Source organism: Bacillus sp. ABA4_010, assembly GCF_056159105.1.
The window spans coordinates 292,310-316,403 of record NZ_JBSWUN010000004.1 but is presented as its reverse complement, the minus strand read 5'-3'; the positions used below and the strand labels follow the sequence as shown (position 1 = coordinate 316,403).

26 protein-coding genes are annotated in these 24,094 nt (G+C 42.3%); 3 read left to right on the top strand and 23 right to left on the bottom strand.

Annotated elements, in window-relative coordinates; all coding sequences use genetic code 11:
• Window positions 1-196 precede the first annotated feature (196 nt).
• Window positions 197-1,555: a transposase gene (locus ACXAEO_RS21065; protein ID WP_474880048.1), complete on the top strand. Its 1,359-nt coding sequence runs from the start codon at window positions 197-199 to the stop codon at window positions 1,553-1,555.
• A gap of 158 nt (window positions 1,556-1,713) precedes the next feature.
• A complete protein-coding gene (locus ACXAEO_RS21060; protein ID WP_474884762.1) occupies window positions 1,714-1,869 on the top strand; it encodes a hypothetical protein in 156 nt (51 codons plus the stop codon).
• A gap of 27 nt (window positions 1,870-1,896) precedes the next feature.
• Here ACXAEO_RS21060 and ACXAEO_RS21055 read toward each other — a convergent pair whose 3' ends face one another.
• The 16 genes from ACXAEO_RS21055 to hppD all read right to left on the bottom strand — a co-directional run bounded on the left by ACXAEO_RS21055 (window position 1,897) and on the right by hppD (window position 16,865).
• Window positions 1,897-3,609, bottom strand: a complete 1,713-nt coding sequence (locus ACXAEO_RS21055) for a flagellinolysin (protein WP_474884761.1) — start codon at window positions 3,607-3,609, stop codon at window positions 1,897-1,899.
• A gap of 71 nt (window positions 3,610-3,680) precedes the next feature.
• Window positions 3,681-5,063 carry a flagellin N-terminal helical domain-containing protein gene (locus ACXAEO_RS21050; protein WP_474884759.1) on the bottom strand — a complete coding sequence of 461 codons (1,383 nt, stop codon included), beginning with the start codon at window positions 5,061-5,063 and terminating at the stop codon, window positions 3,681-3,683.
• A gap of 216 nt (window positions 5,064-5,279) precedes the next feature.
• Window positions 5,280-5,510, bottom strand: a complete 231-nt coding sequence (gene csrA / locus ACXAEO_RS21045) for a carbon storage regulator CsrA (RefSeq protein ID WP_474884757.1) — start codon at window positions 5,508-5,510, stop codon at window positions 5,280-5,282.
• Window positions 5,511-5,525: 15 nt separating this feature from the next.
• Window positions 5,526-5,960: a flagellar assembly protein FliW gene (gene fliW / locus ACXAEO_RS21040; RefSeq protein ID WP_474884753.1), complete on the bottom strand. Its 435-nt coding sequence runs from the start codon at window positions 5,958-5,960 to the stop codon at window positions 5,526-5,528.
• A 15-nt stretch (window positions 5,961-5,975) separates the two neighbouring features.
• Window positions 5,976-6,530, bottom strand: a complete 555-nt coding sequence (locus ACXAEO_RS21035; protein WP_474884751.1) for a DUF6470 family protein — start codon at window positions 6,528-6,530, stop codon at window positions 5,976-5,978.
• Between the two features lie 103 nt (window positions 6,531-6,633).
• Window positions 6,634-7,524 carry a flagellar hook-associated protein FlgL gene (gene flgL / locus ACXAEO_RS21030; protein ID WP_474884749.1) on the bottom strand — a complete coding sequence of 297 codons (891 nt, stop codon included), beginning with the start codon at window positions 7,522-7,524 and terminating at the stop codon, window positions 6,634-6,636.
• Window positions 7,525-7,534: 10 nt separating this feature from the next.
• Window positions 7,535-9,091 (bottom strand): flagellar hook-associated protein FlgK, encoded by a 1,557-nt coding sequence (flgK, locus tag ACXAEO_RS21025; RefSeq protein ID WP_474884747.1) that lies wholly within the window; start codon window positions 9,089-9,091, stop codon window positions 7,535-7,537.
• A 77-nt stretch (window positions 9,092-9,168) separates the two neighbouring features.
• Window positions 9,169-9,654, bottom strand: coding sequence for a flagellar protein FlgN (locus ACXAEO_RS21020; RefSeq protein ID WP_474885115.1), 486 nt, complete (start codon window positions 9,652-9,654; stop codon window positions 9,169-9,171).
• A gap of 20 nt (window positions 9,655-9,674) precedes the next feature.
• On the bottom strand, window positions 9,675-9,941 hold the full coding sequence (gene flgM, locus ACXAEO_RS21015; protein WP_474884744.1) for a flagellar biosynthesis anti-sigma factor FlgM: 267 nt from the start codon (window positions 9,939-9,941) through the stop codon (window positions 9,675-9,677).
• Window positions 9,942-10,165: 224 nt separating this feature from the next.
• Entirely contained in the window at window positions 10,166-10,585 is a 420-nt protein-coding gene (locus ACXAEO_RS21010; protein WP_474884743.1) for a TIGR03826 family flagellar region protein, read from the bottom strand.
• Between the two features lie 79 nt (window positions 10,586-10,664).
• Window positions 10,665-11,378, bottom strand: a complete 714-nt coding sequence (locus ACXAEO_RS21005) for a phosphoribosyltransferase family protein (RefSeq protein ID WP_474884740.1) — start codon at window positions 11,376-11,378, stop codon at window positions 10,665-10,667.
• On the bottom strand, window positions 11,375-12,862 hold the full coding sequence (locus ACXAEO_RS21000) for an ATP-dependent helicase ComFA (protein WP_474884738.1): 1,488 nt from the start codon (window positions 12,860-12,862) through the stop codon (window positions 11,375-11,377). The genes ACXAEO_RS21005 and ACXAEO_RS21000 overlap by 4 nt, the downstream gene beginning before the upstream one ends.
• Before the next feature lie 119 nt (window positions 12,863-12,981).
• Window positions 12,982-13,602 carry a flavin reductase family protein gene (locus ACXAEO_RS20995; RefSeq protein ID WP_474884737.1) on the bottom strand — a complete coding sequence of 207 codons (621 nt, stop codon included), beginning with the start codon at window positions 13,600-13,602 and terminating at the stop codon, window positions 12,982-12,984.
• 14 nt (window positions 13,603-13,616) lie between these two features.
• Window positions 13,617-14,774: a homogentisate 1,2-dioxygenase gene (locus ACXAEO_RS20990; protein WP_474884735.1), complete on the bottom strand. Its 1,158-nt coding sequence runs from the start codon at window positions 14,772-14,774 to the stop codon at window positions 13,617-13,619.
• 22 nt (window positions 14,775-14,796) lie between these two features.
• Window positions 14,797-15,744: a fumarylacetoacetate hydrolase family protein gene (locus ACXAEO_RS20985; RefSeq protein ID WP_474884733.1), complete on the bottom strand. Its 948-nt coding sequence runs from the start codon at window positions 15,742-15,744 to the stop codon at window positions 14,797-14,799.
• Complete coding sequence (hppD, locus tag ACXAEO_RS20980) at window positions 15,744-16,865, bottom strand: 4-hydroxyphenylpyruvate dioxygenase (protein WP_474884730.1); 1,122 nt, start codon at window positions 16,863-16,865, stop codon at window positions 15,744-15,746. The genes ACXAEO_RS20985 and hppD overlap by 1 nt, the downstream gene beginning before the upstream one ends.
• A gap of 229 nt (window positions 16,866-17,094) precedes the next feature.
• Here hppD and ACXAEO_RS20975 point away from each other — a divergent pair, with 229 nt between their 5' ends.
• On the top strand, window positions 17,095-17,322 hold the full coding sequence (locus ACXAEO_RS20975) for a DUF1450 domain-containing protein (protein ID WP_474884728.1): 228 nt from the start codon (window positions 17,095-17,097) through the stop codon (window positions 17,320-17,322).
• Between the two features lie 84 nt (window positions 17,323-17,406).
• Here ACXAEO_RS20975 and ACXAEO_RS20970 read toward each other — a convergent pair whose 3' ends face one another.
• From ACXAEO_RS20970 to ACXAEO_RS20940, 7 genes are all read right to left on the bottom strand, one after another.
• Entirely contained in the window at window positions 17,407-18,243 is an 837-nt protein-coding gene (locus ACXAEO_RS20970; RefSeq protein WP_474884727.1) for a DegV family protein, read from the bottom strand.
• 366 nt (window positions 18,244-18,609) lie between these two features.
• The gene (locus tag ACXAEO_RS20965) at window positions 18,610-19,047 is read right to left on the bottom strand and encodes a YaaR family protein (protein ID WP_474884725.1); all 438 of its coding nucleotides are present in this window, start codon (window positions 19,045-19,047) and stop codon (window positions 18,610-18,612) included.
• 94 nt (window positions 19,048-19,141) lie between these two features.
• Complete coding sequence (locus ACXAEO_RS20960; RefSeq protein WP_474884723.1) at window positions 19,142-19,951, bottom strand: flagellin N-terminal helical domain-containing protein; 810 nt, start codon at window positions 19,949-19,951, stop codon at window positions 19,142-19,144.
• 20 nt (window positions 19,952-19,971) lie between these two features.
• The gene (fliS, locus tag ACXAEO_RS20955) at window positions 19,972-20,403 is read right to left on the bottom strand and encodes a flagellar export chaperone FliS (protein WP_474884720.1); all 432 of its coding nucleotides are present in this window, start codon (window positions 20,401-20,403) and stop codon (window positions 19,972-19,974) included.
• Between the two features lie 58 nt (window positions 20,404-20,461).
• Window positions 20,462-20,758, bottom strand: coding sequence for an EscU/YscU/HrcU family type III secretion system export apparatus switch protein (locus ACXAEO_RS20950; RefSeq protein ID WP_474884718.1), 297 nt, complete (start codon window positions 20,756-20,758; stop codon window positions 20,462-20,464).
• Window positions 20,755-23,139 carry a hypothetical protein gene (locus ACXAEO_RS20945; protein WP_474884716.1) on the bottom strand — a complete coding sequence of 795 codons (2,385 nt, stop codon included), beginning with the start codon at window positions 23,137-23,139 and terminating at the stop codon, window positions 20,755-20,757. Before ACXAEO_RS20945 ends, ACXAEO_RS20950 begins: the two co-directional genes overlap by 4 nt.
• A gap of 256 nt (window positions 23,140-23,395) precedes the next feature.
• Window positions 23,396-24,079 (bottom strand): response regulator, encoded by a 684-nt coding sequence (locus ACXAEO_RS20940; protein ID WP_474884714.1) that lies wholly within the window; start codon window positions 24,077-24,079, stop codon window positions 23,396-23,398.
• Window positions 24,080-24,094: the final 15 nt, after the last annotated feature.

The following is a 24,094-nucleotide window of genomic DNA, read 5'->3' as shown; positions in this document are numbered from 1 at the left end:
GATATTAAAGTAAATGTTATGCATTACTTAAAGAAATCACCAAATTCATACTTTTTTCCTAGTTGAATCAATTTCATATTTTAAAGCCTTTGTCGCCCAAGGCTTTTAAGAACTTAAAAAAGGAGTACCTCCCTAAATTCTTGTATACTGTTTAGTAACCACACTAAAACAACACAAGAATGGAAGGTGACTCCCTATGTCTATTATACGACAAGGAAGCCTGTTTGGCATGCAGGATTTATATGAATTAGAACCAACAAAACGATTTGAAGCCATTTTTTCGACACTGAATATAGAGCCATTATTATTTGCCGTGTCTAAAAAGACGGTGTACGGCGCTCCTACTGAATTAAATTATCCAGCGATGATCTACGCCCTCGTTGCTCGTATTGTGGAACGAATTCCCACCATCAAAGATCTCGTCAAACGGTTACGAAACGATTTTATGTTCCACCTTGAATGTGGGTTTCTTTTTTCTGATCGTATCCCTTCTGAGGCTTCTTTTTCTCGGTTCACTCAAAAGTTAAGCGAATCGAAGGCACTAGAAACGGTTCAAGAAACCGTTCTTCTTCAGGCCATTCAAGAAGGGTTTATTGACGATGATGTGGTCTCGTTTGATGCGACACATTTCGAGTCTCGAGACCGGGCTACGCCACAAGAAAAGAAGCCAAAGACCGAACCAAAAAAGCGTGGCCGTAAACCGAAGGCTGAACAAGAAGCCTATCAACAAGAAAAACAAGAGCGAGATGATCAAAAAACTATTTACGAGAAAACGATAGAAGATCAACTATATGTCAGTCTTGAAACCCTACGGACAGATGTACCTTTACACCCAAACTGGGGGATCAAGAAAAATAGTGAAGGAAAGAACGCCTTTTGGTTTGGATTCAAAGCCCATTTGGCGGTTGGATCCAAGAGCCAATATATTCTTCAATCTCTCATGTCATCGGCCAGTTTGAATGATGGAAAAGCCGCGATTCCTCTGTTAAAGGGTCTTCAAAAACGGCTTTCTTCGTTGACCGTTCAGTACGGAGTATTCGATGCAGGCTATGATTACGAAGCGATTTATACGCAGCTTCATCGTATGAAAGCCAAAGCCATTATTGCTTATAATAAGCGAAACGAAGGAGAACCCCTTGGTTTTGATGAACATTTCGCGCCCACTTGCGTACGAGAACACTCGTATCGCTATGATAGTTTTGATGAGAAGTATCAGACTCTGAAATACACGCAGCCAAACGAATGTAAAACCTGTCCGTTAGCTCACGATTCCCTTTGTCAAAAGGTCTATAAAATCAAGATGGAGACAGATATTCGGAAATATAGCGCCCCAGGCCGTGGGTCAGAAGCTTGGAAGAAGCTTTACCATCAGAGGAGTGCCGTTGAACGAGTGAACGCCTATTTAAAAGAATTCTTTCAATTGAAAAACGTCCGATATCGATCTGGAAAACGAGCAAAAGTTCATTTCGATCTGGTAACGCTTGTTTATAATGCCTCGAAATTGGCCGTAGATCGAATCAATCGACAAATGAAAGAAATGAGTCAAGCCGCTTAGCATTAAAAAAAGAAACGACTAAAATTCTGTCCTTCCAACTAAGGAAAAGAAACTATTATGAAATTGATTCAGTTAAGTAGAAAAAGGGCTTTTCCTAAGCTGGTTCCTCTTTTATCTGTTTAAACGGGTAAAAAGAACATATTAAGAAGCGATGTAGAATGATGGAAGTACGTATTTTAACATCACACTTTACTTACATTAAGGAGAAGGCGTTTAAAAAACTCATCCGAAAAGAAAAAGAAGAAGTAGAGGCAACTAGCATCGAAAATATGAGGAATGGATACAGCAAAAAAAAGAGATACCAAACAATCTGATATCTCTTCTAAATCATTTATTTAAACTTAACGAAGTAATTGAAGCAAACCTTGTGGTTGTTGGTTCGCTTGAGCAAGCATCGCTTGAGCAGCTTGAGAAAGAATCGAATGCTTCGTTTGTTTCATCATTTCTTTCGCCATGTCGACGTCACGGATACGAGACTCTGCCGCGGTTAAGTTTTCCGCTGAATTAGCTGTAACCAGCATCGCTTTTTCTAACCGATTTTGTAATGCCCCCATTCCGGCACGGTAACTCGAAACAGTTTTTATGGCATTATCAAAGCTTACAATCCCTTGCTGGGCGTTATTTACAACATCAACTGAATCGATACCGATACTACTGCTTCGAGCATCCACTTTAGAGATATCTATTAATTGTGAGGAATTCGCCCCTATTTGAATCTTTATGCCCCCAGTAGTCGACGTACTTAAAGTAGGCCAAAGTTCAGTAAAGTTAACTAATGGATCGTTCGTTAATCCTCCGTCAGTATCGTCTACCACTGAAGTGGCTGTTTTTTGATCAGCTGGGTTCCCTGTTACATCAGAACCTAACAATGACCCTGTATCTGCATTAGTTAGATTCATTGTGCCAATGTATGCCGCCCCATTTGCTTTAAAGTTTGTCGCAAATGTGGAAGCATCATTAATGGTTGCCCCTAATCCGACAGCTGTGAACGCATCATTAATGGCATTATCTAATGTATAAGCATTATTACCATTATTCGCTACAAGATTGGATAGAACGGTTTTCACACCGTTTGCATCGCCGTTCGTCTTTAATAAATGATCCATATAGCGAACAGCTACGTAGCTCATGGAGTAATCGTCACTTGTGCCGCCCCATGCTGATGTTCCTGTTCCGATAAGATCTACGACCTGTTGAGCGGTTAAAGAGCTCAAGCTCGCGGCTAATCGTTCGTCTGCCCCGTGTACCGCTTCGGCTACCCCTTCCATAAACCATGTTTGCATCCCTGAGGTAACATTTACCGTAGCGACCATGACTGCATGCGTCATCTCATGAGCAATAATGCGGTCACTGTAAAAAGGACCTGTTCCCCCATTTGGAAACGTCGGAGGTGAGAAATCGGCCATATCTATTTGCAACTCGATGTTGCTCCCCGTTGTTGTGACTCCTGGGATATAGCTATACATTACACGCGCAGCCGTATTTCCTACCCCATCAATCGTATCTTGTAAAGTGATGGTCAAGTTCGCTCCTCCACCATTAATACCAAGAGTATTGAATACTAGCTGTTCACTCGCTCTTAACCAAGAGCGTTGTAGATAATCTATTATCTTCTGCTTATCATTTGACGATACATTGGATGTATCTAAAAGGTTAATGCCATTGAACTGCGTTGTTTCTGAAATACGGTCTATTTCTTCTGTTATTTGACTAATCTCTGCCTGCAGTGCTTCACGGTCAAAAAGCGTATTCGTTCCATTACTTGCTTGAACAGATAGCTCTCTCCCTCTTTGAAGGAGGGAATGGACCTCATTTAATCCACCTTCTGCCGTTTGAAGCAAAGAAATGCCATCTTGAATGTTACGAGAAGCTTGATTTAATCCTCTAATTTGTGCTCTCATTTTTTCCGATATGGCTAAACCCGCTGCATCATCCGCTGCTCTATTAATGCGCAATCCACTTGAAAGTTTTTCAGTAGATTTCATCATTTGATTAGAAGCATTCGAGAATCGATTATAAGTATTTAGTGCTGTAATATTATGATTAATTCGCATCCTTCAATCCTCCAAATCTAAAAAAAGAGACCTTAGTAAACCTAAGGTCTCTCTTCCAAAAGCGACTAAAATTAACGAAGTAATTGAAGTACACCTTGTGGTTGTTGGTTCGCTTGAGCAAGCATCGCTTGAGCAGCTTGAGAAAGGATTGAATTTTTCGTTTGGTTCATCATTTCCGCAGCCATGTCTACGTCACGGATACGAGACTCGGAAGCTGTTAAATTTTCAGCAGATGTACCTAGGTTGTTAATAGTATGCTCTAAACGATTTTGTACCGCTCCTAATTTTGCTCTTTCTTCCGATACGGATTTAATAGCAGTATCGATTGTTGTAATTGCTGATTTTGCACTAGTTTGATCATTAACATCTAAATTAGCTACTCCAAGGGCTGCTGCTCTCATATCAGAGATCGCTAATTTAGTCGTCTGATTTTCGTTAGCACCAATTTGGAACTCAACATCACTACCAGCAACTACCAAGCCAGTAGCATCTGTTCCGTCAGCTAATGTCTTATCAACATCAATTCTAAATCCACCAACTTCAACTTCACCGTTATTTGATACTACACCAGTTAAAGCTGTAGATACACCACCAGCATTGGTAACTGTATAATCAGCAGACATTTCTGTTCTAAAAGTTACTGAACCTGCACCATTTGTATTGATTGCAGCATTAAAATCAAATTGATGTGTACCACCGCCAAAATTAAATGCAGTAGTACTTGTCATATCTGCAGTGATTGTAGCTAAAGCATCACCTTCAGAATTTTTTAATGTAATAACTGCTGCAGCTGCGTCACCGTCGTCCCACGAAATAGTGTATGTTTCACCTACATCAGCAGTAGTTGAAGCTACATTTAGTTTCACATTGTCTGCACTTAATGCAGAACCAGTACCTGATGTATTCAATACAGCACCTGAACCTGCTTTATTCGCAACTGTCAAGCTATAGTTTCCATTATCCATTGCTGGTGAAATAACTTTTGCGCTGACAATACTAGTGTTAGTAGCTCCAGCAGTGTTAACATTTTTACCTTGACTACCATCTAGTAAATTCATTGTATTAAATTGAGTTGTATTACCGATACGGTCAATTTCCTCTACAAGTTGAGTAACCTCGGCTTGAATCGCTGAACGATCAGCATCTGTTGCAGTACCATTTGAAGATTGAACAGCCAATTCACGCATACGTTGTAAAATTGAGTGAGTTTCGTTTAATGCACCTTCAGCTGTTTGAATTAAAGAAATACCATCTTGAGAGTTACGAGAAGCTTGCTCTAATCCACGTACTTGCCCACGCATCTTTTCAGAGATTGCTAAACCTGCAGCATCGTCTCCTGCACGGTTAATACGAAGACCTGAAGATAATTTCTCCATTGATTTCGCTTGTGCACCTGAAGCACTGTTTAATTTGTTATACGTGTTAAGCGCCGCAATATTGTGATTAATTCTCATTTTCTTTTCCTCCTTGAATGTCCCTCTCCACGTCCTTGTGGATGGATTCATCTTCTACTCAAAGTCGGCCGCCTTTTTTGTAGATGATGTTTACATTTAATATATCGACAGTGCTTTTGATTTTTATAGTAAAATACAAAAAAATATTATAAAAAATAGAATAAAAGATGAAAACATTTTGTCTCTAAACGCAATAAAACTGCCGCTCGGGCAGTTTTATTGTGGGTTGTTCCAATTTTTCAGTTTATCTCTTAAATCAGTAACAGTATTTGATGCGGTTTTATTCGCTTTTTGAATTTCATCATAAATTTCCGTTCGGTGAATTTCAACGTTCTTTGGTGCATTGATGCCGATTTTCACTTGGTCTCCGCCAATGGATATGACGGTGATTTCAATGTCATCGTTAATTTTGATGGATTCCTTCACTTTCCGTGTGAGAATGAGCATGCCCCCTTCCCTCCTTTATTTTATCGTTGTTGGAAATAGTTTTTGTTTCGTTTCGTACGGTGTGTTCGTTAAGATAATTTGTTTTCCTTTATGTTGTTTCATGTTAATAATGACAGGGGCTTGCAAGTTAGCAGTGGAGTCTGCGAAATTTTCAGCTACCGTTAAAATAACGTAAACAGCAGCATCTTTTGCATCTTCTAACTGCAGCTGTTCAACGTAGCTGTCCTCGATGGTGAAATCGTACTCTTTTAAAAAGTGAAACGGACTTGTCATGACTAATCCTAATGGAGCCGTTTGAACAGATTGAAGAATGTAAAAAACGTTATCGTCATCTAATGGTAAAACGGCAAATTCGTGCTCGTCTTCAAATCCTGGAATTCCTTGTTCAAACTGAATAATATCTTCTGTAGCAATGTCTATTTCTCCGTGATATTTCGTTTCAATTTTCATGTTTATCGACCTCTTTTACAGTTGTACGTCAATTTTTAAAGATGGATACTGGGCAATGTTCATATGTAATTGGCTTGGTGTGTAATGAATTCTCGGCTGATTCGGTTTAATGTCTGTCACTGCTTGATACGTTTTCGGATCGAATCGCACCTGCCCCGGCTCATAGTGAACCTTTACGCTGAATGGAGCCGGTGTGCTACCTGTATCGACTTTTCGCTCTGCCGGAAGGCTGTTTCGCTTTGCCTGTGAGGCAATCGGGTTTCCACCGTTTTCAATCATCATAAGCTCTTTACCTTCTGCTACGGTCTTTTCCAGTACTTGAAGCCATGCTTGCTGTCCTTCTTGCGCATGTTCTTCAATGCGCCGAAAGATATGTTTTAAATCAAGATTCGCCCACGCTTCCGTTTGGTCAATCGTTAGTCTTCCCGGTGTTGTTTCAATTATAAGTTCTGGCTGCTTTTGCTGAAAAGACAGCTCGGCTTGTGGCTGTTCCATTTCGAGCTGACTTTTCGTTTTCGACAGTTCCATTTTGACTGGTGTAGACTCCAATCGTATTTGCGGAAACTGCATCGATCTCTCCTCCTAGTAAAAAGACCCGTCAATGAATCCTTGATTGTACCGGATTTTCATAGCGGGTCCTTTTTTAATGGCATAAAACAAACGTTTGTTTAAGTTATCTTAAAAAGTCCATGAGTGTTGGCTGAATAATTCTTGCCCCAACGCTGAGGGCTGCACGATGCACACTTTCTTGCGTCGTCAAATTGGTAATGACTTCTTCAATGTCCGCATCTTCATTATCAGACAAGATACGTTTAGCAATGATATCCTGTGTTGCTAGACGGGATTCGATGAGTTCTAAACGATTATAGCGGGCTCCAAGTTCGGAGCGCTCCGCAGACAAACTATTCATATGATTATCCAATTCTTGCAATAGACCGTCCAATTGGTCAGATGGATCACCATTTTCCAGCTTTGTGTGAATCGCAGAAACCGTGTCAAACAAACCTTGATTAAACACTTTTGTCGAATCAATATTGGCACGCATGGAAATTCCTTTAGACACTTCAATGCCAAATTCATCCCCGCTTACCCCGGTCGCATCCGGTGTTCCACCTAAGTTATCGTACGTAACGGGTGCTTTATCAATTTGGGTCCCGTTGAAAATATAACGTCCGGATACTTGTGTGTTTGCTGTTTGAACGAGGTCTTGCTTCAACTGTTCAATTTCCTTCGCGATTGCCTGGCGGTTTTCCGAGCTATTCGTATCGTTTTTCGCCTGTACAACCAGCTCACGCATACGCTGCAAAATGGAGTTGACTTGTTCTAATCCTGCTTCTGAGTTTTCCATCCATAAATACACTTCTGAGATGTTGCGTTCATACTGCTCAATTTCTGTACTAGTTGTTCGGTAGTACATCCCTTTCATCGCCACAACTGGATCGTCTGACGGTCGAGTGATTTTCTTCCCCGTCGCCAACTGATCATGATATGTTCCTAACCGTTCATAGCTTTGACTAATATGACGCAATGAATTCGCCGCTAACATTCCTTGTGTAATTCGCATGTTCACTCACCTACCTTCCAGCCATTCCCATACCGTTAATAATTTTATCTAATATTTCATCTACTACACTAATCATTCGGGCATTTGCATTATACGCTTGCTGAAACTGAATCATATTCGTCATTTCTTCATCTAGTGACACCGCACTTGTCGAGTCACGTCGTTGCTGCACCGCATCAAGCAATACGGAACTGTTTCTCATAAGACGGTCCGCTTCCTGGGAATCGACGGCCATTCCACCAATAATGCCTTCATAATAATTTTGAACGGTCGTTTCATTACCGTTAATCGTCAATTTATTATTTTTCACTTCCGCGAGAAGTAACGCATTTTGGCCATCCCCTAACGTTCCATTAGAGGACGCGGCGATGTTGTCTAACGAGTTATTAATGCTGTCATGAAGCTTCAACAAACTGGAAGCACCTGATTTATTCGCATCTGAAGGCTGATTTTGACCTGCTGCCGCTGTGGCATAACCGAAGAAATCTGTTCCAGTATGCGTCCCGTTGTTAATATCCGTGACGTTCCATCCAGCTTCATGAATTCGATTAAACTCTTTAGCAAAGTCATATGCCATTACATCAAGGTCGTACAGCATTTCAGCATATAGTCCTTTTTCCACTCCACCTGCTGTCACATAACCGTTAGATTCAATTAATCCTTTCATTTTTCCAAACGAAGTAAAATTCTCAATCGACTGAGGTGCTCCACCACCTAAGCTGAAACTTTCAACTAGCGTATTATCTTTATATGAAAGTGAAAGAGCGTTAGCTGTAAAGCTAGAAGCATCAACTAGTGAACCGATAGCTGTTCCCGTATCTCCAACAAGGGTAATGCTGGCAACACCTTCTGCAATTGCCAGTGCGCCTCCGCCGCTGCTTGTATAGGAAACCTCAATATTAACGAGTTCCGAGAGTTCATCAATTAACCGGTCTCGCTCATCGTATAGATCATTCGGAAGATAGCCGTGCGGCTCCACTTCACTAATTTGTTTATTCAAATTGTTGATTTGATCCGTCAAAGAGTTCACTTGCTTGACGGTAATCTCAATTTCATTTTTCAAATCACCTTGTATGCTTTTCAATGAATCGGCCAGGTAATTGAATGTTTCTGCTACGGCGACACCGCGCTGGCGAACAACAGAACGAGCACCGGAGTTAGAAGGATTCACCGCTAAATCTTGTAGCGACTGCCAAAAACGATCCATCGTTTTCGCTAACCCTTCCTCGGACGGTTCATTCATAATTTCTTCCATTTTCACGAGTGCTTCAGATCTTGCCTGCCAATAGCCAAGCTTTTGGTTCTCACCACGAAATTGGACATCTAAAAAGCTGTCCCGAATGCGTTGAACACTTCCAGCCTCTACTCCCGTCCCAAGCTGTCCAGGAATTTGCGGACGATTCATTGCTGGTGCTGGATACGGCTCCGTTTGTACGAAATTAACCCGTTGACGTGTATAGCCAGGTGTACTCGCATTCGCAATATTATGCCCTGTCGTATAAAGCGCGGCTTGCTGCGTGACCATTCCTCTTCTTGCCGTTTCAAGCCCATGAAAAGTTGAGAGCATCTTCCATTTCCCCATTTCTCTATCGATTCGATTTACCTTACAATGACAACAACGAATTCTGACAAGTAATCAATCTGTCAGGCTTTGGAGTTAAATATGGAGCGATTTGAGATCGACTGCGTTTCTTTCTTTTGATAGTTGTAGGCGTCCATATCAGTCGGCGGTGTCATCATATCTAAATTTAAATTGACAAATTGTAGTGATTGCATAATCAGTTCTTGATTTAAGGCATTACGTTCTTGAAGCTTGCGGATGGTCTCAAGCAGCTCTGTTTGCAACAATTGCAGCTCCTCACGTTCTGCACTGCTGATGATTGGCAGCAAATCTGACAATGATGGCTCATCACCGCCAATAGGATGGCCGATTAATAAAATGGCCGCTTCCTTTTTACAAGCAGCTTCCAGTTGGTTCATCGCCGCAATGTGAGCCTGTTCGTCCTTCATCATGCTGTTAAGTGCCTCGATATCACCGTGTTTTAACACATCGGTCTTTTGCTGGGCCATTTTCAGCAGGCTTTTATTTAATTGGAGCTGTTTTGTTAACAAGTCGAGCAATTTTGGCATGTGCACGGTCAATCCATCCCTTAGTTATTTTTAGAGTAAAAATCGACAATTCCCTTTGCTGTCGCCTTAAAATCCACTTCATATCCACCGTTTTGGATTTGTTGTTTTAATGCATCAATTTTCTCTTGGCGCGCTGCGGACAACTGACTTGCCTGCTGCATTTCCTTCGCCGCAGAGGAAATTTCTACTTTATCTTGTTTTTTACTTGTCTGTTTTAAATGGTCCGTTTTGTCCATTTGCTTTTTGTAAGGGTTCACACCGAATAATCCTGTTTGATTAATTTTCATTCTTTTCACCTCTTTCGCCTTTGTTTAACGCTTCTTCCCTTTACCCACATTATCGTCCAAAAAGAGAAAAAGTTTATCGTATTTGTAAAAGATATGACAAATATCACAGTTTACTATTAGAAAGGGGAGCTATTTATACCGTTCGTTTTCAGAACGGAATTTATGTCCAGAAACAAGAAAAAGTGATGATGCTTTTTCGCCCATCACTTTCCCGTCATTAACCATTAAAATTCTCTGCGAGTAACGTGGTAAGTCGCTGTTCCTTCTGGTTGCCTTTGATGCTGCTGGCGCTGTTCCATTTCTTGAATAGAACTAAGCTCCTTTTGCAGTTCGTTTCGGCATTCTGCGCACATTTTTCCTTCTCGAATCAGGTTGCCGCAACGATTACACGGATAACCTAAATTCGGAAAGTGGGCAATTTGCAGGCGTCCTTGCTTAATAAATTTATGAATTAAACTTTCATCTACACCGGTTGCTTTAACCACTTGAATCATGGTAGCCGTGCGATTTTCACGTTTTCGAATAAATTCATGCACAGCTTGAAATAAACGTTCTTCTTTCTTATAACAAGATTCACATACTTTACGGAACACGTTCTCTACATATAGCGCGCCGCACACTGGACAATTTGTTAACTGGCTCATTTTTCTAACCCCTTTTCCGGTCTCACTTACTTATCATATCGCCCGTTAGTAATGGGTCTTATATAGGTAAAAAGACCTATTATCCTCTCGCAAGCGTCAGAGAAGACACCGTGTCCGCTCCTGCTTCCTTCAAAATCTTTGCTGCATAGCGAATCGTTGTGCCTGTCGTATAAATATCATCAACGAGAAGAACCTTTTTTCCATATAAGTCTGCAATTTCGTTCAAAAAGAACACTTGCCCTGTTTCCAGTCGCGCTTTTTTCGTCTTTTTCGATTGTTTTTCACTATGATGACGACCTAACACATCGTATACAGGTCTTTGTAGCATTTCAGCGAGAACTAGCGATTGATTAAATCCTCTTTCATATAGACGTTCAGCGCTCAATGGAATCGGAACCATCACGTCATATCCCTTATAATGCCGTTTATAGGCTTGCTTCCACGTTTGCCGAAATATTTCAGCCAGCTTGTAGTCACCTCGAAATTTGTATAAAGCCATCACTTCTTTCATTGAATCATCATACGGATAAAGCGAGCGGTTTTGACACAGAACTCCACACCACTCTGGATTCTCCTCCCACCTGATACAATCAAGGCAACGTCCTCCTTCATAATCGTCTTCCTGCAATTCATTTAACGGACGGCCGCAACCTTCACAGAGATCCCCTTCCAACAGGCGAAATTTCTCGGAACAACGTTGGCACAAAGCCGATTTATTGGCTGGAAAGAGGAATGTTGTCCACGTCAGTCTTTCCTGTAATGATTGATCACAAAGAAGACAATACGCCGTCATTCGTCAATCATTCCTTTCCTCGTCGCTTCTTCATTCATTCGCTGAATTTGCTTTTTCGCCAGTAACATACTGTTTGTTTGGCCAAAATGAAAGAAGACAAGGTCACCAGTCGGAAACTGAGCGCTCCGTCCAACCCGTCCAGAGATTTGCACAAGCGCACTTTCCGTAAAAATCGCATCTTCTGCTCCTAAGACCGCCACATCAATATTTGGCACCGTCACTCCTCGTTCCAAAATGGTCGTCGTCACTAAGATTGGAATGTCTCCTGTTCGAAATTTTAGTACTTTTTCTTTTCGATCACGGTCTTCTGCGTGAACGCCTTCAATGCGGGAGTCGAGCTTTTGAAGCAAAGTGACTACCTCTTCTATTAACTCAATGCGCGGAATAAATAGAAATGCTTGCTTTTCTGCTTTCAAACGAAGCTCGATCCATTTATGAACATTGGCAGGAAGCTGCTTACGCTTCAAGCCTTTCCGCCAGTTGCCACACCATTCAAAACGAGGAACTGGCAATGAATGGCGATGATAACGAGCCGGAATCGTCACAGCCAGTCGTTTACCTGTTTGTACTTCCTTTTGCCAAAGCTGATTCGGAGTCGCCGTTAAATAAATAACCGCTGCCTCTTCTTTTTTCGCTTTTTGTACGGCGTATTGCAGCATTGGCTCGACAGAATACGGAAACGCATCGACTTCATCCATAATGATGACATCAAACGCGCGATAATAGCGAAGAAGCTGATGGGTAGTAGAAATAGTGAGTGGGGCCTGTTTTCCGCGGTCTTCACTGCCACCGTATAAGGCGATAACCTCCATATCAGCAAAGGCTTGTTGGAGTCTTGGTTTCAATTCCAACACCACATCCGTTCTTGGAGTGGCAATGCAGACCGTTTTACTTGAAGCGAGCGCTGACGCAATGCCCGGAAACAATACTTCCGTCTTTCCCGCTCCGCACACTGCCCACACTAACAATTCCCGCCCAGCAGCAATCGCTTCGACAACAGCATCTGCCGCTTGCTGCTGAGCCGGTGACAGTGTGCCGCTCCAATGAAGAAGATGCTCTGGAGGAGAAAAGGAAGGAGTAGGTCCATGCCAATGAAGCAGCGGCGTGCATTCACTCACCCTTCCCATTACAATACACGCACGGCAGTACGTGCACATGTCGTGACAGCGGGCACAATGAAACGAAGCAAAGCGCTCTTGTCGTTCATTTCCACAGCGACGGCAACTATACCCTTTTTTGAATTCAATTCCTTTTTCATACGATACATAGCCATGCTCATAATGCTCATGAAGAACGGGTAATGGAAGCGGGAGATCATCGAGAAGAAGTTCTTTTCCAGCGAGGAGCTGCTGTAACTCGTGAGAATACGAAAACGAAAGGTCGAGAGGAGGTGTGTGCCCATGAGGAAGGGAGGAGATTGGATGAAGGTCAGATGTTGCAAAAGGTTCAGGTACAAGATAAGAACCGTTAAGGGAAAAACGCATAAAACCACCCCTTGTTATATTTTACACAATTTAACATATCAAATCGAAGCGGTCTCGTCCATTCCGATGCAACTTAAATAAAAAGCAACCCATCACAAAATGGATTGCTTTATCGCTCATTATGATTTTTTCATGTTTCGTTCTAAAGTAAACGTATCACTGGCAGCCCGCGTATACAACGGACCGGCAAGTCGCCCAACTGGTTGAAGCTTTTCGGAATCGATTTTACCGTCCTGATACACCGCATCATTGACATGAATGTAAACAACCCGTCCAATGACAAGACTTCCAGATCCCGGTCGGTCCCCAAAATGGAGAACGTCGTGAAGGACACATTCCAGTTGGACGTCGCTTTTTGCTACTCGGGGAGGTTCAATTACTTCACTTGCCGCTTTCGTCAAACCCGCTTCTTCAAACTCATCCACTTCCGGACTGAATTCGGCCGCACATTCATTCATTTCCTTCACAATTGCTTCACTGACGATATTGACGACAAACTCACCTGTTTGTTCAATATTGTTTAACGTATCTTTTTTTTCTCCGTCCGTTCCCCTTCTCATCGGCGAAAAACAAATCATCAACGGTTCTGCACAAATCGCAGTAAAAAAGCTGAACGGGGCAAGGTTAGCCCCTCCGTGTTGATCCACAGTGGAGACGAAAGCAATGGGGCGGGGCTGAATGGCACCCGTCATCAGTTTATACACCTCGCCCCACGGCAATGTATCTGGCTTTATCTTCATCCTATTGCCTCCTTCTACTTCTCATACCAACTGTACATATAGGCACCATCTTCATAATCATGGGCTTGCTTGACGACATGAAGCGGGCGAAACGTATCAATCATGACCGCAAGCTCTTTCGTCTCTTTTTTGCCAATGCTCTCTTCCATTTTGCCTGGATGTGGCCCATGCGGTAGTCCACTTGGATGAAGTGTAATAGAGCCTTCTTCAATCCCACGGCGGCTCATAAAGTCGCCGTCTGCATAATAGAGCACTTCATCGCTTTCCACATTGCTGTGAACATAGGGCGCCGGGATAGCTTCAGGATGATAATCATACAAACGCGGGACAAATGAACAAATGACATAATTGTGTGCTTCAAACGTTTGATGTACAGGCGGCGGTTGATGAATCCGTCCCGTAATCGGTTCAAAATTGTGAATACTGAACGCATATGGAAATAAATATCCGTCCCATCCGACTGCATCAAGAGGGTGAAAATCAAATACATATGATGTCAACATTCCTTGTGCGCGGACACGCACTTCAAATTCTCCCTTTTCATCTTTCGGCTCTAATTTTTCCGGTGTCCGCAAGTCACGTTCACAATACGGGGAATGTTCCAACAGTTGCCCGTATTCGTTGCGGTAACGTTTTGGCGGCATAATCGCCGAATTTGATTCAACGATTAAAAAGCGAGCCTCAACACTTTCTAGTACAATGCGGTAAGTCGTCCCCATCGGAATAACGACATAATCGCCTGGAACGAAGGAAAGTTCGCCAAAAATGCTTTCCATTTTCCCTTCGCCCTCATGGACGTAAAGCAGTTCATCACCTTCGCCATTTCGGTAGAAGTACGGCATTGAAGCAGTCGGACGAGCAATTCCAAGCGCCAAATCCTCGTTCGCGAGGAGGATTTTCCTAGCCTCTAAAAAATCCCCCTTCGCTTCTATGTCCCACGTTCGAAAATGACGGTGCTTCAACGCATCTTTTTCTTCATATTCATAGCGAACGTCCTTTAGCTTTTTCGCTTCCTTCACCCGTGTCGGCGGATTCGTGTGATAAATGATGGATTGGATGCCGGAGAATCCTTTCGTCCCCATCACTTGCTCATAATACAATTCCCCATTTTCTTGACGGAACTGTGTATGACGCTTTCGTGGAACCTTTCCCATCTTCACATAATGTGGCATACTTGCTGCCCCCTTCCTGTCTTCAAATTATTTCATTGCGCAATGTTCCTAACCGCTCAATAGACAGCTCCACTACATCTCCTTTTTTAAGCCAGCCATGAACGTCTGTACCGAGTTCCAAAATACAGCCAGTCGACACCGTTCCTGAGCCAATGACATCACCTGGATATAACGTACAGCCTTGTGACGCTCGTTCAATCATTTCGGCAAACGAGAAATACAACGAGTTCACATTTCCTTCTGACAGAACACGCCCGTTTACAGACGCTGTCATGTTCAAATTGAAATGCTCACCATTCCGGCAATCTTCGAGATCGTCTTTTGTGACCAAATACGGCCCCATCGAGGTCGCAAAGTCTTTTCCTTTAGCTGGACCAAGCCCAACCTTCACTTCTTCCCGCTGTATGTCACGGGCACTCCAATCATTGAGGACCATAAACCCTTCAATATAATCAAGTGCCTGTTCACGCCCAATGTTAGCTCCTTCTTTGCCAATAACACAGGCTATTTCTAATTCGTAATCAAGCCACTCTGTAAACGGCGGCTTTTCTATCGGTTCATTATGGCCTTTAACAGAGCTGGTGTTGGAAAAATAAAAAACAGGGAAGTGATACCATTCTGCCACCATACTAAGACCCCTGTTGGCGCGGGCCGTTTTCACATGTCCTTCAAAGGCATAAAAATCACGAAAACTCAGTGGTCTTGGGATAGGTGCAGCCAATTTTATCTCCTTTAACAAACCCACAGATGAAATGTTTAGTACTTGTTCTTTCGCTAGCTGTTGCAGCCAATGCTTTTGCTCTTGCGGAAGATATAGATACTCGAGCATTGAAACAGGAGAAGCAATGTCAGTTCCTCGCCTCTTTCCTACATAACGGTACGTTTCATTCAAGTCGTATACATAACCTTGATGGATCCAACCTGCCCGCACACTTGACTGATTCGGTGAATAATAGCTAACGAGTTTCATTAAATATTGCCTCGACGCTCTTGCTCACGCTCAATTGATTCAAATAGCGCTTTGAAATTGCCGTCTCCAAAGCCAAGCGCTCCTTTACGCTGAATGATTTCAACAAACAGCGTCGGACGATCGACAATTGGTTTTGTAAAAATTTGCAGTAAATACCCTTCGTCATCGCGGTCGACAAGAATGCTCAAGTCTTGAAGCTTTTTCACATCTTCATCAATTTCCCCTACACGGTTCGTTAGTTCTTCATAATAGGTAGCCGGTGTATCTAAAAATTCGACGCCATTTTCTCTTAACGCCGTAACCGTTGCAATAATGTCATTCGTAAGCAGTGCCAAATGCTGAACACCTGCTCCTTTATAAAAATCCAGATATTCCTGAATTTGCGATTTTCGTTTTCCTTCCGCAGGCTCATTAATTGGAAACTTAATCCGCCCCGTTCCGTTCATCATAACTTTTGACATAAGCGCCGAATACTCTGTCGAAATATCATCATCATCGAAATGTTTCAGCACATTGAAACCAAATACGTTTTCATAATAAGACGTCCATTCATCCATGCTTTCAACATTCCCGACAATGTGATCAATACCGACAAGACCTGTTGGCTTATGCGTAACATTTAAGATGAATGGCTCATACCCTGGAAGAAACGGACCGTTGTAATCCAGCACTTCCACGAGCGTATGAACAGTATCGCCATATGTACCAATAACGGCTTTTTTCACACTACCGTTTTTATCTTTTTCAACCCATGGTTCCCTGACGGCAATGCCGCCTCTTTCCACTGCCCCGTCATACGCTTTTTCCACATCTGATACATTTAATGCGATATCCTTTGCCCCTTCTCCATGCATCTTCAAAAAGGCAGCGGCATCCGTACTGTCATCGAGCGACCCTGTAACGACAAGACGAATCGCGCCTTGTTCGAGCACGTAAGAAACACGATCACGGCAACCCGTTTCCAATCCACGATATGCTTTCACTGTAAATCCGAATGTCTTTGTATAAAAGTAAGCGGCTTGCTTCGCATTTCCAACATAAAGCTCCACATGATGAATATTTTTAACCGGAAAAATCTCTTCTTTTTTTTGTTTGTTCGTGTTGATTACGTTTTCTGTCATGAAAATCCCCCCTATTTTTTATCATCCCTACCTAAATAATATTGTTAATATTTTAAATATTAGAATGTTTTTATTTTTGTAGCAAGCGCTTACATCAACGCGTTTATCTTTTAGAAAAGCTCTTATGTACTGCGTTAAAGCGGGTTCGCGTTCATATGAACTCTTGCACATTGTTTAGATTCGCAGGTAAAATCACCTCAAATTAACGATAAGAAAAGAGGAATGACACATGGGAATGGTTGTAAAATTTTGTCCTTGCAACTTTGAAAGGGAATTAGACAGGGTAAAAGATGAAATTCGTCAGCTTTTGAATGTAGAGCTAATCGATGAGCGCTGTCTGAACTATTGCGGTCAATGCTTAGTTCAGCCCTATGCGCTAGTAAACGGAGAGAATGTCGTAGTGGATCATCCAGACAAATTGCTCGCTGCAATTTTAAAAAAGCTCGAAGTGTCATAAAATGTTATAAAACAGAAAAAGGAACCATCATGAAAACCCGCTGCTTTACACAGGTTTCCGTAACTGTTCCTTTTCCAATACGTTTTACTCTTTATACCAGCCGACACCGATCGCTCCTTGGCCAAGGTGTGTGCCAATGACTGGGCCGAAGTAAGAAAGATTGAACTCCACATTTGGGTATGCCCGTTCAAGTTCTGCTTTCATATCTTCCGCTTCTTCCCGTGCGTTTCCATGAATCACGGACGCTTTCATTGGCGCTCCTTCGCTTGCGACTTCGCCTAAAAGCTCCACGATGCGCTTTAATGCTTTTTTACGCGTACGAATTTTTTCGAACGGCACAATTTTTCCATCTTCGAAATGAACGATGGGCTTCACTTGAAGAAGGCTTCCAACGAAAGCTTGAGCTGCATTCAATCGCCCTCCTCGTTGAAGATGCGATAAATCATCAACCATAATATAAGCCTTCATCGATTGCTTCATTTCATCAAGACGCGCCAAAATATCTTGTGCATCTTTTTCTTCTTTTGCCATCCGTGCTGCTTCCAGCACGTAAAAACCTTGAATCATGCAGCTGATTTCGGAGTCGTATGCATACACATCGATTCCCTCCACCATTCCTCCTGCCGACACAACACTTTGATATGTCCCGCTAATTCCACTTGATAACGTCACCACAATGGCCGCATCATACTCTTTTGATAACGTTTCAAACAGACTAACAAATTCGCCAATGGGAGGCTGAGAAGTGGTTGGAAGCTGTTCCCGCACCTTTTCATAAAACTCAGGATACGTCATATCCATTTCCTCGCGGTATGTTTCTTCCCCAAAGATTACGCTTAGCGGAACCATATGTATATTGAGCTCATCACGCAGTTCTTTCGGTATATATGAGGTACTATCTGTAATAATTGCCGTTTTCATGAGCAAAATCCATCCTTTTAGAAGTTGTTCAAAAAGATTTTTCATCTCATTTTACACTATTTCAATACTGCCTGCATTACAACCTGCCTTCACAAGGAACATCTTAACAAATTGTTAATTATAAACTAAAAAGCACAGAATGAATACATCACCTAGCGCTTCTTACCAAGTTCCTTGTGTTACAAAATCTAATTCTTTCCACCTTCTGAAGCCAAGTCTTTCCATCTTTCCATCCTGAAAAATCCCACAAATGTTCTCGCATAAGCGGCTGTCAAGAGCCCGAAAGGGAACTTGACAGTCGCTTATGCGCAACGAAATGGACATGGGTATCTTTTCCCCATGTCCATTTCGTTGCGTGGATTTACATTATGTGTAGATATTGACGAGAAGACCTTGTACTTCCCCTACCATCCCTAAAATCCGAAGGCCATCCTTCTCTTTCGATAGTACTTCATTCGTCAAATCCATCAACTTCGCGTCGACTTCCTTCACGATTTTGTACACTTTGCTGGAACCGCGGCGATTAAATCCGCGCTGTTCCTGAAGCTCTAAGCCGTTTTTCACAGCATCATCCATAAATTTTTTCACAAGCGTTTTATATTTTTTTAACGCATCAACCGTTTGATGTTTTCCAAGGATTTTCCCTTGCTCTTCGATTTGGGTCATCATCGAAGACAACCGTTCATAATTTAAATCCTGACGGCGTTTTCCCATCACTTCTGTGAAAGAAACCGAATCGGTCAGTTCTTTCTCTTTCATCTGCAGCCTATGATTGGTTACTTTATTAACCTTTTGAACTTCCATTGCCAACACCTCTTTAAGGCATGATTGTTTTAGTATAACCTAAAAAACGAACGGAAAGAAAAGAGGCCCGGAAAAACCGGACTCCTCCCCCTCTTTATTTCAATAATTGTAAAATCCCTTGTGGCAGCTGGTTCGATTGAGCAAGCATCGCTTGTGCTGCCTGATTGAGGATATTGTTCTTCGTAAATTCCGTCATTTCCTCCGCCATATCTAAATCACGGATACGAGACTCAGACGCCACCATATTTTCATTCGTCACTTGTAAATTGTTCATCGTATGTTCCAGACGGTTTTGAATCGCTCCAAGCTTGGCGCGTTCACTTGATACCTTATTGATAGCATTATCTAAAATCGTGATAGCGGCTCCAGCAGCCGTTGTGACATCTATAGTATCTGTAGGCAGATCTGCCGTCCCCATAGCAGAAATGGATAATGTGAGCGTTTGTCCTTCATTAGATCCAATCTGAAAGATAAGGCTGTTAGCATCTGTACCATCTAATAAAGAAATACCATTGAACTCTGTATCTGTACTAATGCGGTCAATTTCTTGATTCAGTTGTTCAATTTCTGCTTGAATATGACCTGAGTCCTGACCCGTATTAGTACCGTTTGCTGCTTGAACAGACAGTTCACGCATGCGCTGTAAAATGCTGTGTATTTCTTGAAGTCCACCTTCAGCCGTTTGGATGAGTGATACAGCATCCAGCGCGTTCCGTTCTGCCATATCAAGCCCGCGAATTTGAGAGCGCATCTTTTCTGAAATCGCTAATCCAGCAGCATCATCAGCAGCTCGATTAATACGCAATCCAGAAGATAATTTCTCTAGATTTTTAGAAGTAGATAGTTGATTTGCAGCAAGATTTCGATAAGCATTTAAAGCTTGAATATTATGGTTAATTCTCATCTATTATCCCTCTCTATCCTTTATTTTATAGATAGCGTCATAATGTTTTGCTCATATGATGCCAAGTTCTTTTGAGTAGACTTTTTAGCGACAGGAGCTTCTTTTTGTTGTAAAGAAACGCGCCATGCATCTGAAATCGTTTGAATGATATGTTTTACTTCTTTCACAATCTCAACGTCTTTTTTCATATTTGCTTCAATTAATCGATTAGCCATGTAGTTATATAATGTATCCAACTGTTCCGCTATAACACCGGCTTCATACTGTAACCCAATACCAAGTCGGTGCAAAATATCATTTGCTTGCTGGAGACTTTTATTTGCCTGCATATATTTTTTGTCTTCAATGAAACTTTCAGCATCCTCCAGATGCTGCAGGCACCCTTCATACAGGATGGCCGTTAGTTGCTGTGAGGATTTTTGATATAGCAGCTCTTCGCTGATAAAATCCACTGAGTCCACTCCCCTTACCTTGTCTCTATCAATAATATCGGATTATTTCTCTAATGATTTAGTCTAGTTTTTCCATTTCTTGAATGAGCAATAGAATTTCGGCAATCACTGCATACAATTGTGGTGGGATGTTTTCTCCTAAATCCAAATCAAGCAAGTTTTGAATTAAAGACGGATCTTCCTGCATGGGGATGTCATTTTCCTTCGCCATCTCAATAATTTTATTGGCAACATGCCCCGTTCCGCTTGCTACAACCTTTGGAGCGGAGGAAGACCCTTCTTCATATTTAATAACCGTCGCCGTCACACCGTTTGCTTTTTTTCGATTCAATTGATTAACATATTGATAGTTCATATTGAATAATCAAATCCTTTCACGGCAAAATTCGGTGAGCCGGAAGTCGCCTTTTCCTCTTCATTTGTTTCTTCTTTCCGGACTTGTAGCGGCTGATGTTGGACACCTGACACAATGTAGCCGATGTCGCTAATTTTTTCCTTCAATCCACCCGCTAGCTCCTCGGTTTTTTGCGGGAAGGTTTCATCATCATTTTTAAACGTAATGCTCAGCTTACGATCCACCGCATTTAATAAAATGCCAACATTTCCAAGCTTCTTCGTTTCAAACAAAAAGTATAAACTGCAGTTTTCCCAATCCATCTTTTCATGTTGCTTTTGCGAATTCACATACACTTTCACATCTTTCACTTCATCTTGAAGCAAGTATGGGAGCTGAAAAAACATATGCTGCAAATTTCCTTGGCTGTCTTGTTTGCTTAATAATTGCTGTCCCGTTACATGCTGCAAAGCCTGTTCGATTTGCCCTGGCATTTTTCCATGTTCGCCCGCAAGCTGCAAGAGCGCACTTTTGACATCTTGCTGCTGAACGGCTTGCTTGGAGGTCAATTGGCTCGCAATGTCATGCTCGCGGTTCAATCCAAGCTGACGCATCATTTCGAGCACTTGCCTTCCAGAGCCGTCTTGTCCGTTCATCATGGACAGCGCAGTGCCGACAGGAGAGGCATTCCCCCACTCTCCTTTCACCATATGCACCATCTTCGTATCAGACGGCTTGAAGGTTGCTTCTTGCACCATCGTCTTCACTTGCTTGACGATTTGCAAGGATTCTTGCATTTCCCCTTTTGCCAGCAGTTTTTTCGCTTGCTGTAAAAGCGTACTCGCTTCAAGCATGGATTTTTCTGTTTTCATATCGGCATACAACATAAAATCACTTTTCATAATCGCTTGGTCCAAGTTTTTAATGACCGTTTCCAACAATCGGTTTGCCTGCATCCGTCCTGATGCTGTACTTGTTTCAACCGCCTGTTCGACCGTTTGCAGCTGTCTCACCGCATCCCGTTGCATCAGTTTAAAATCCTCAGCCGCTTGCGCCAGTTTTTTCGTAATGGTTGTCACAATCATGTCTTTAGACATCCCGCTAACAGGATTCACTTCGTCATATGGCAAATTCGTAGACACCACTCCGTCTTCTCGTAAAAGCTGTGCAAGTGCGTGCAGCTCTTTGCGGGCACCGAGCTCTTTTTGTTCAGCAGCTAGCTGTTCAGCCGCTGCGAGACGAGCAGCTAGTTTCTCACTCGTCTCCTCATTTCCGTCCTGCGGCAGATTGTCTTTCACGAACTGAATTAGCTTATCAACATTCGGTTCTTTTTGAATCATTTTTTCAATTTTATCCGGCAATCCACTTGCTTCCACATCACCTGTTAAGCTGCTTTTCAGTTGCTGCAAAAATTGCTTAAGGGCGATGTCCTGCAATTTCAACGATTCGTCTAACGTGTTCATTAACGTGTCTAGCTCAGAGCCTGGGGGAAACGATTGCTTCAAGAGTGCTTGAATCGATTCTGAGCCCATTTTTAACAAGGATTGCTGCTGAAGGCGTTCAAGCAGCACATCCGCAATATGAGAAGAAGACGCCTTTAACGCTTGAACAAAGCGCTCTTGCCCCGTGTGAAAAATTTTAAGGGATTTCTCCATTTCATTGGCAGCTGATTTGCCAAGCAGCTGCTTCACTTCCAAAAATACGTCCTTTATGTTCAAACTTTTCTCCAACTTTTGTTGAAGTTGTTCCACCTTTTCCCTTACGCCTGGTGTGTTCGATTGATTAGACTGAACGAAATCAGCTAACGCTTTTTTGATAAGAGCGACTGTCTCCTTGTCTAAAGAGATGTCTTGTCCTTCTGCTTTGATGAACTGTTTCATTCCATCCCCATGGAGCGCTTCATGCACGGCCTTCAATTGAACCGGGGTCATTTCCAACTTTTTCGTCCCCATCGCTTCAATCGTCTCAAGCTTGTCTTGAATGGTACCAGGAGCATCTTTTAAAAAGCTGTCCACCTGCTTTACATTTTCTCTCGTCAATGGATATCCTTGATCTGCCAGCCCCGTTAATGCTTGCTTTAACGGCTGGTTGGACAAGTCTGCTCCAAGCTGGGTTAACATTTGGTTCGTACTTTGACGTGCAGATGCTTGTTCGCTAGAAGAAGCAAGCATTTTCACATCTAGCATATCTCCAGTCATTTGCTTCACTTGAACATGCACTTGCTGGTCTACTTTCACAGACTGATCTAATTTCATTTTCATGTTTTTCCCATTCACTTGAACAAGAGCCTCGTTATTACTAATAACTTCTTTGACCGTCCCCTTTAGCATATCTCCTATCTTCAATAGACCTTTTTCCTGTAATCTTGTCTGACTGGTCGATAATTGATTTTGAATTTGCATGATTTTCACGCTCCATAATCCGTTCATGATTTGTCTTTTTTATCGGCAAATTCCGCCCATTTTTTTATACATCTAAATAACTAATATCATGGGAAATTTGTGAAAGAGGAGATAAATTACTTTTGTAAAAAAACAAAATCCCGAAAAACAGCAATGTTTTCCGGGATTTTACTCTTTCTATTATAGCTTATGCGTGCGTGAAGAAGAGGACATGAGTATTTTTTGCCCATGCCCTATTCTTCACGTGGGTTTAAAGTTATCGAACTTCTACCCATCCATTTTTAATGGCCACCACCACCGCCTGCGTGCGGTCATTCACGTTCATTTTTTGTAAAATGTTACTCACATGGTTTTTTACAGTTTTTTCACTAATGTATAATGCTTCACCGATTCCGCGGTTACTTTTTCCGTCTGCTAAAAGCTGCAGAACTTCACACTCACGGCGTGTTAATAAATGAAGCGGACGGCGAATTTCAACGTCCTGCATCGAATATGTAGAAGCTTGTCCTTGTGCTGCCAAGCGACGATATTCTTTCACTAAACTGTGCGTGACCTTCGGATGTAAATATGAACCGCCATCTGCCACCACTTTCACAGCACGAATGAGCGCATCGGCATCCATTTCCTTCAGCAAGTACCCGCGAGCGCCTGTTTGGAGCGCATGCGTGACATATGTTTCATCATCATGAATGGATAGGATGATGACTTTTGTATCAGCGTTCGCCTCTACAAGCTGCCTTGTCGCTTCTACTCCGTTGACCGATGGCATATTAATATCCATAATAATAACATCGGGTTCATACTGCTCTACAAGCTGGAGCGCCTCTTCGCCGTCGTCTCCTTCTGCTACTACTTCAAAGTCCGGTTCAAAATCTAAAATTCGCTTTACCCCTTCACGAAATAATTGGTGATCATCAATGATTACAATTTTCGTCTTCATCCTTAACTCCTCCCC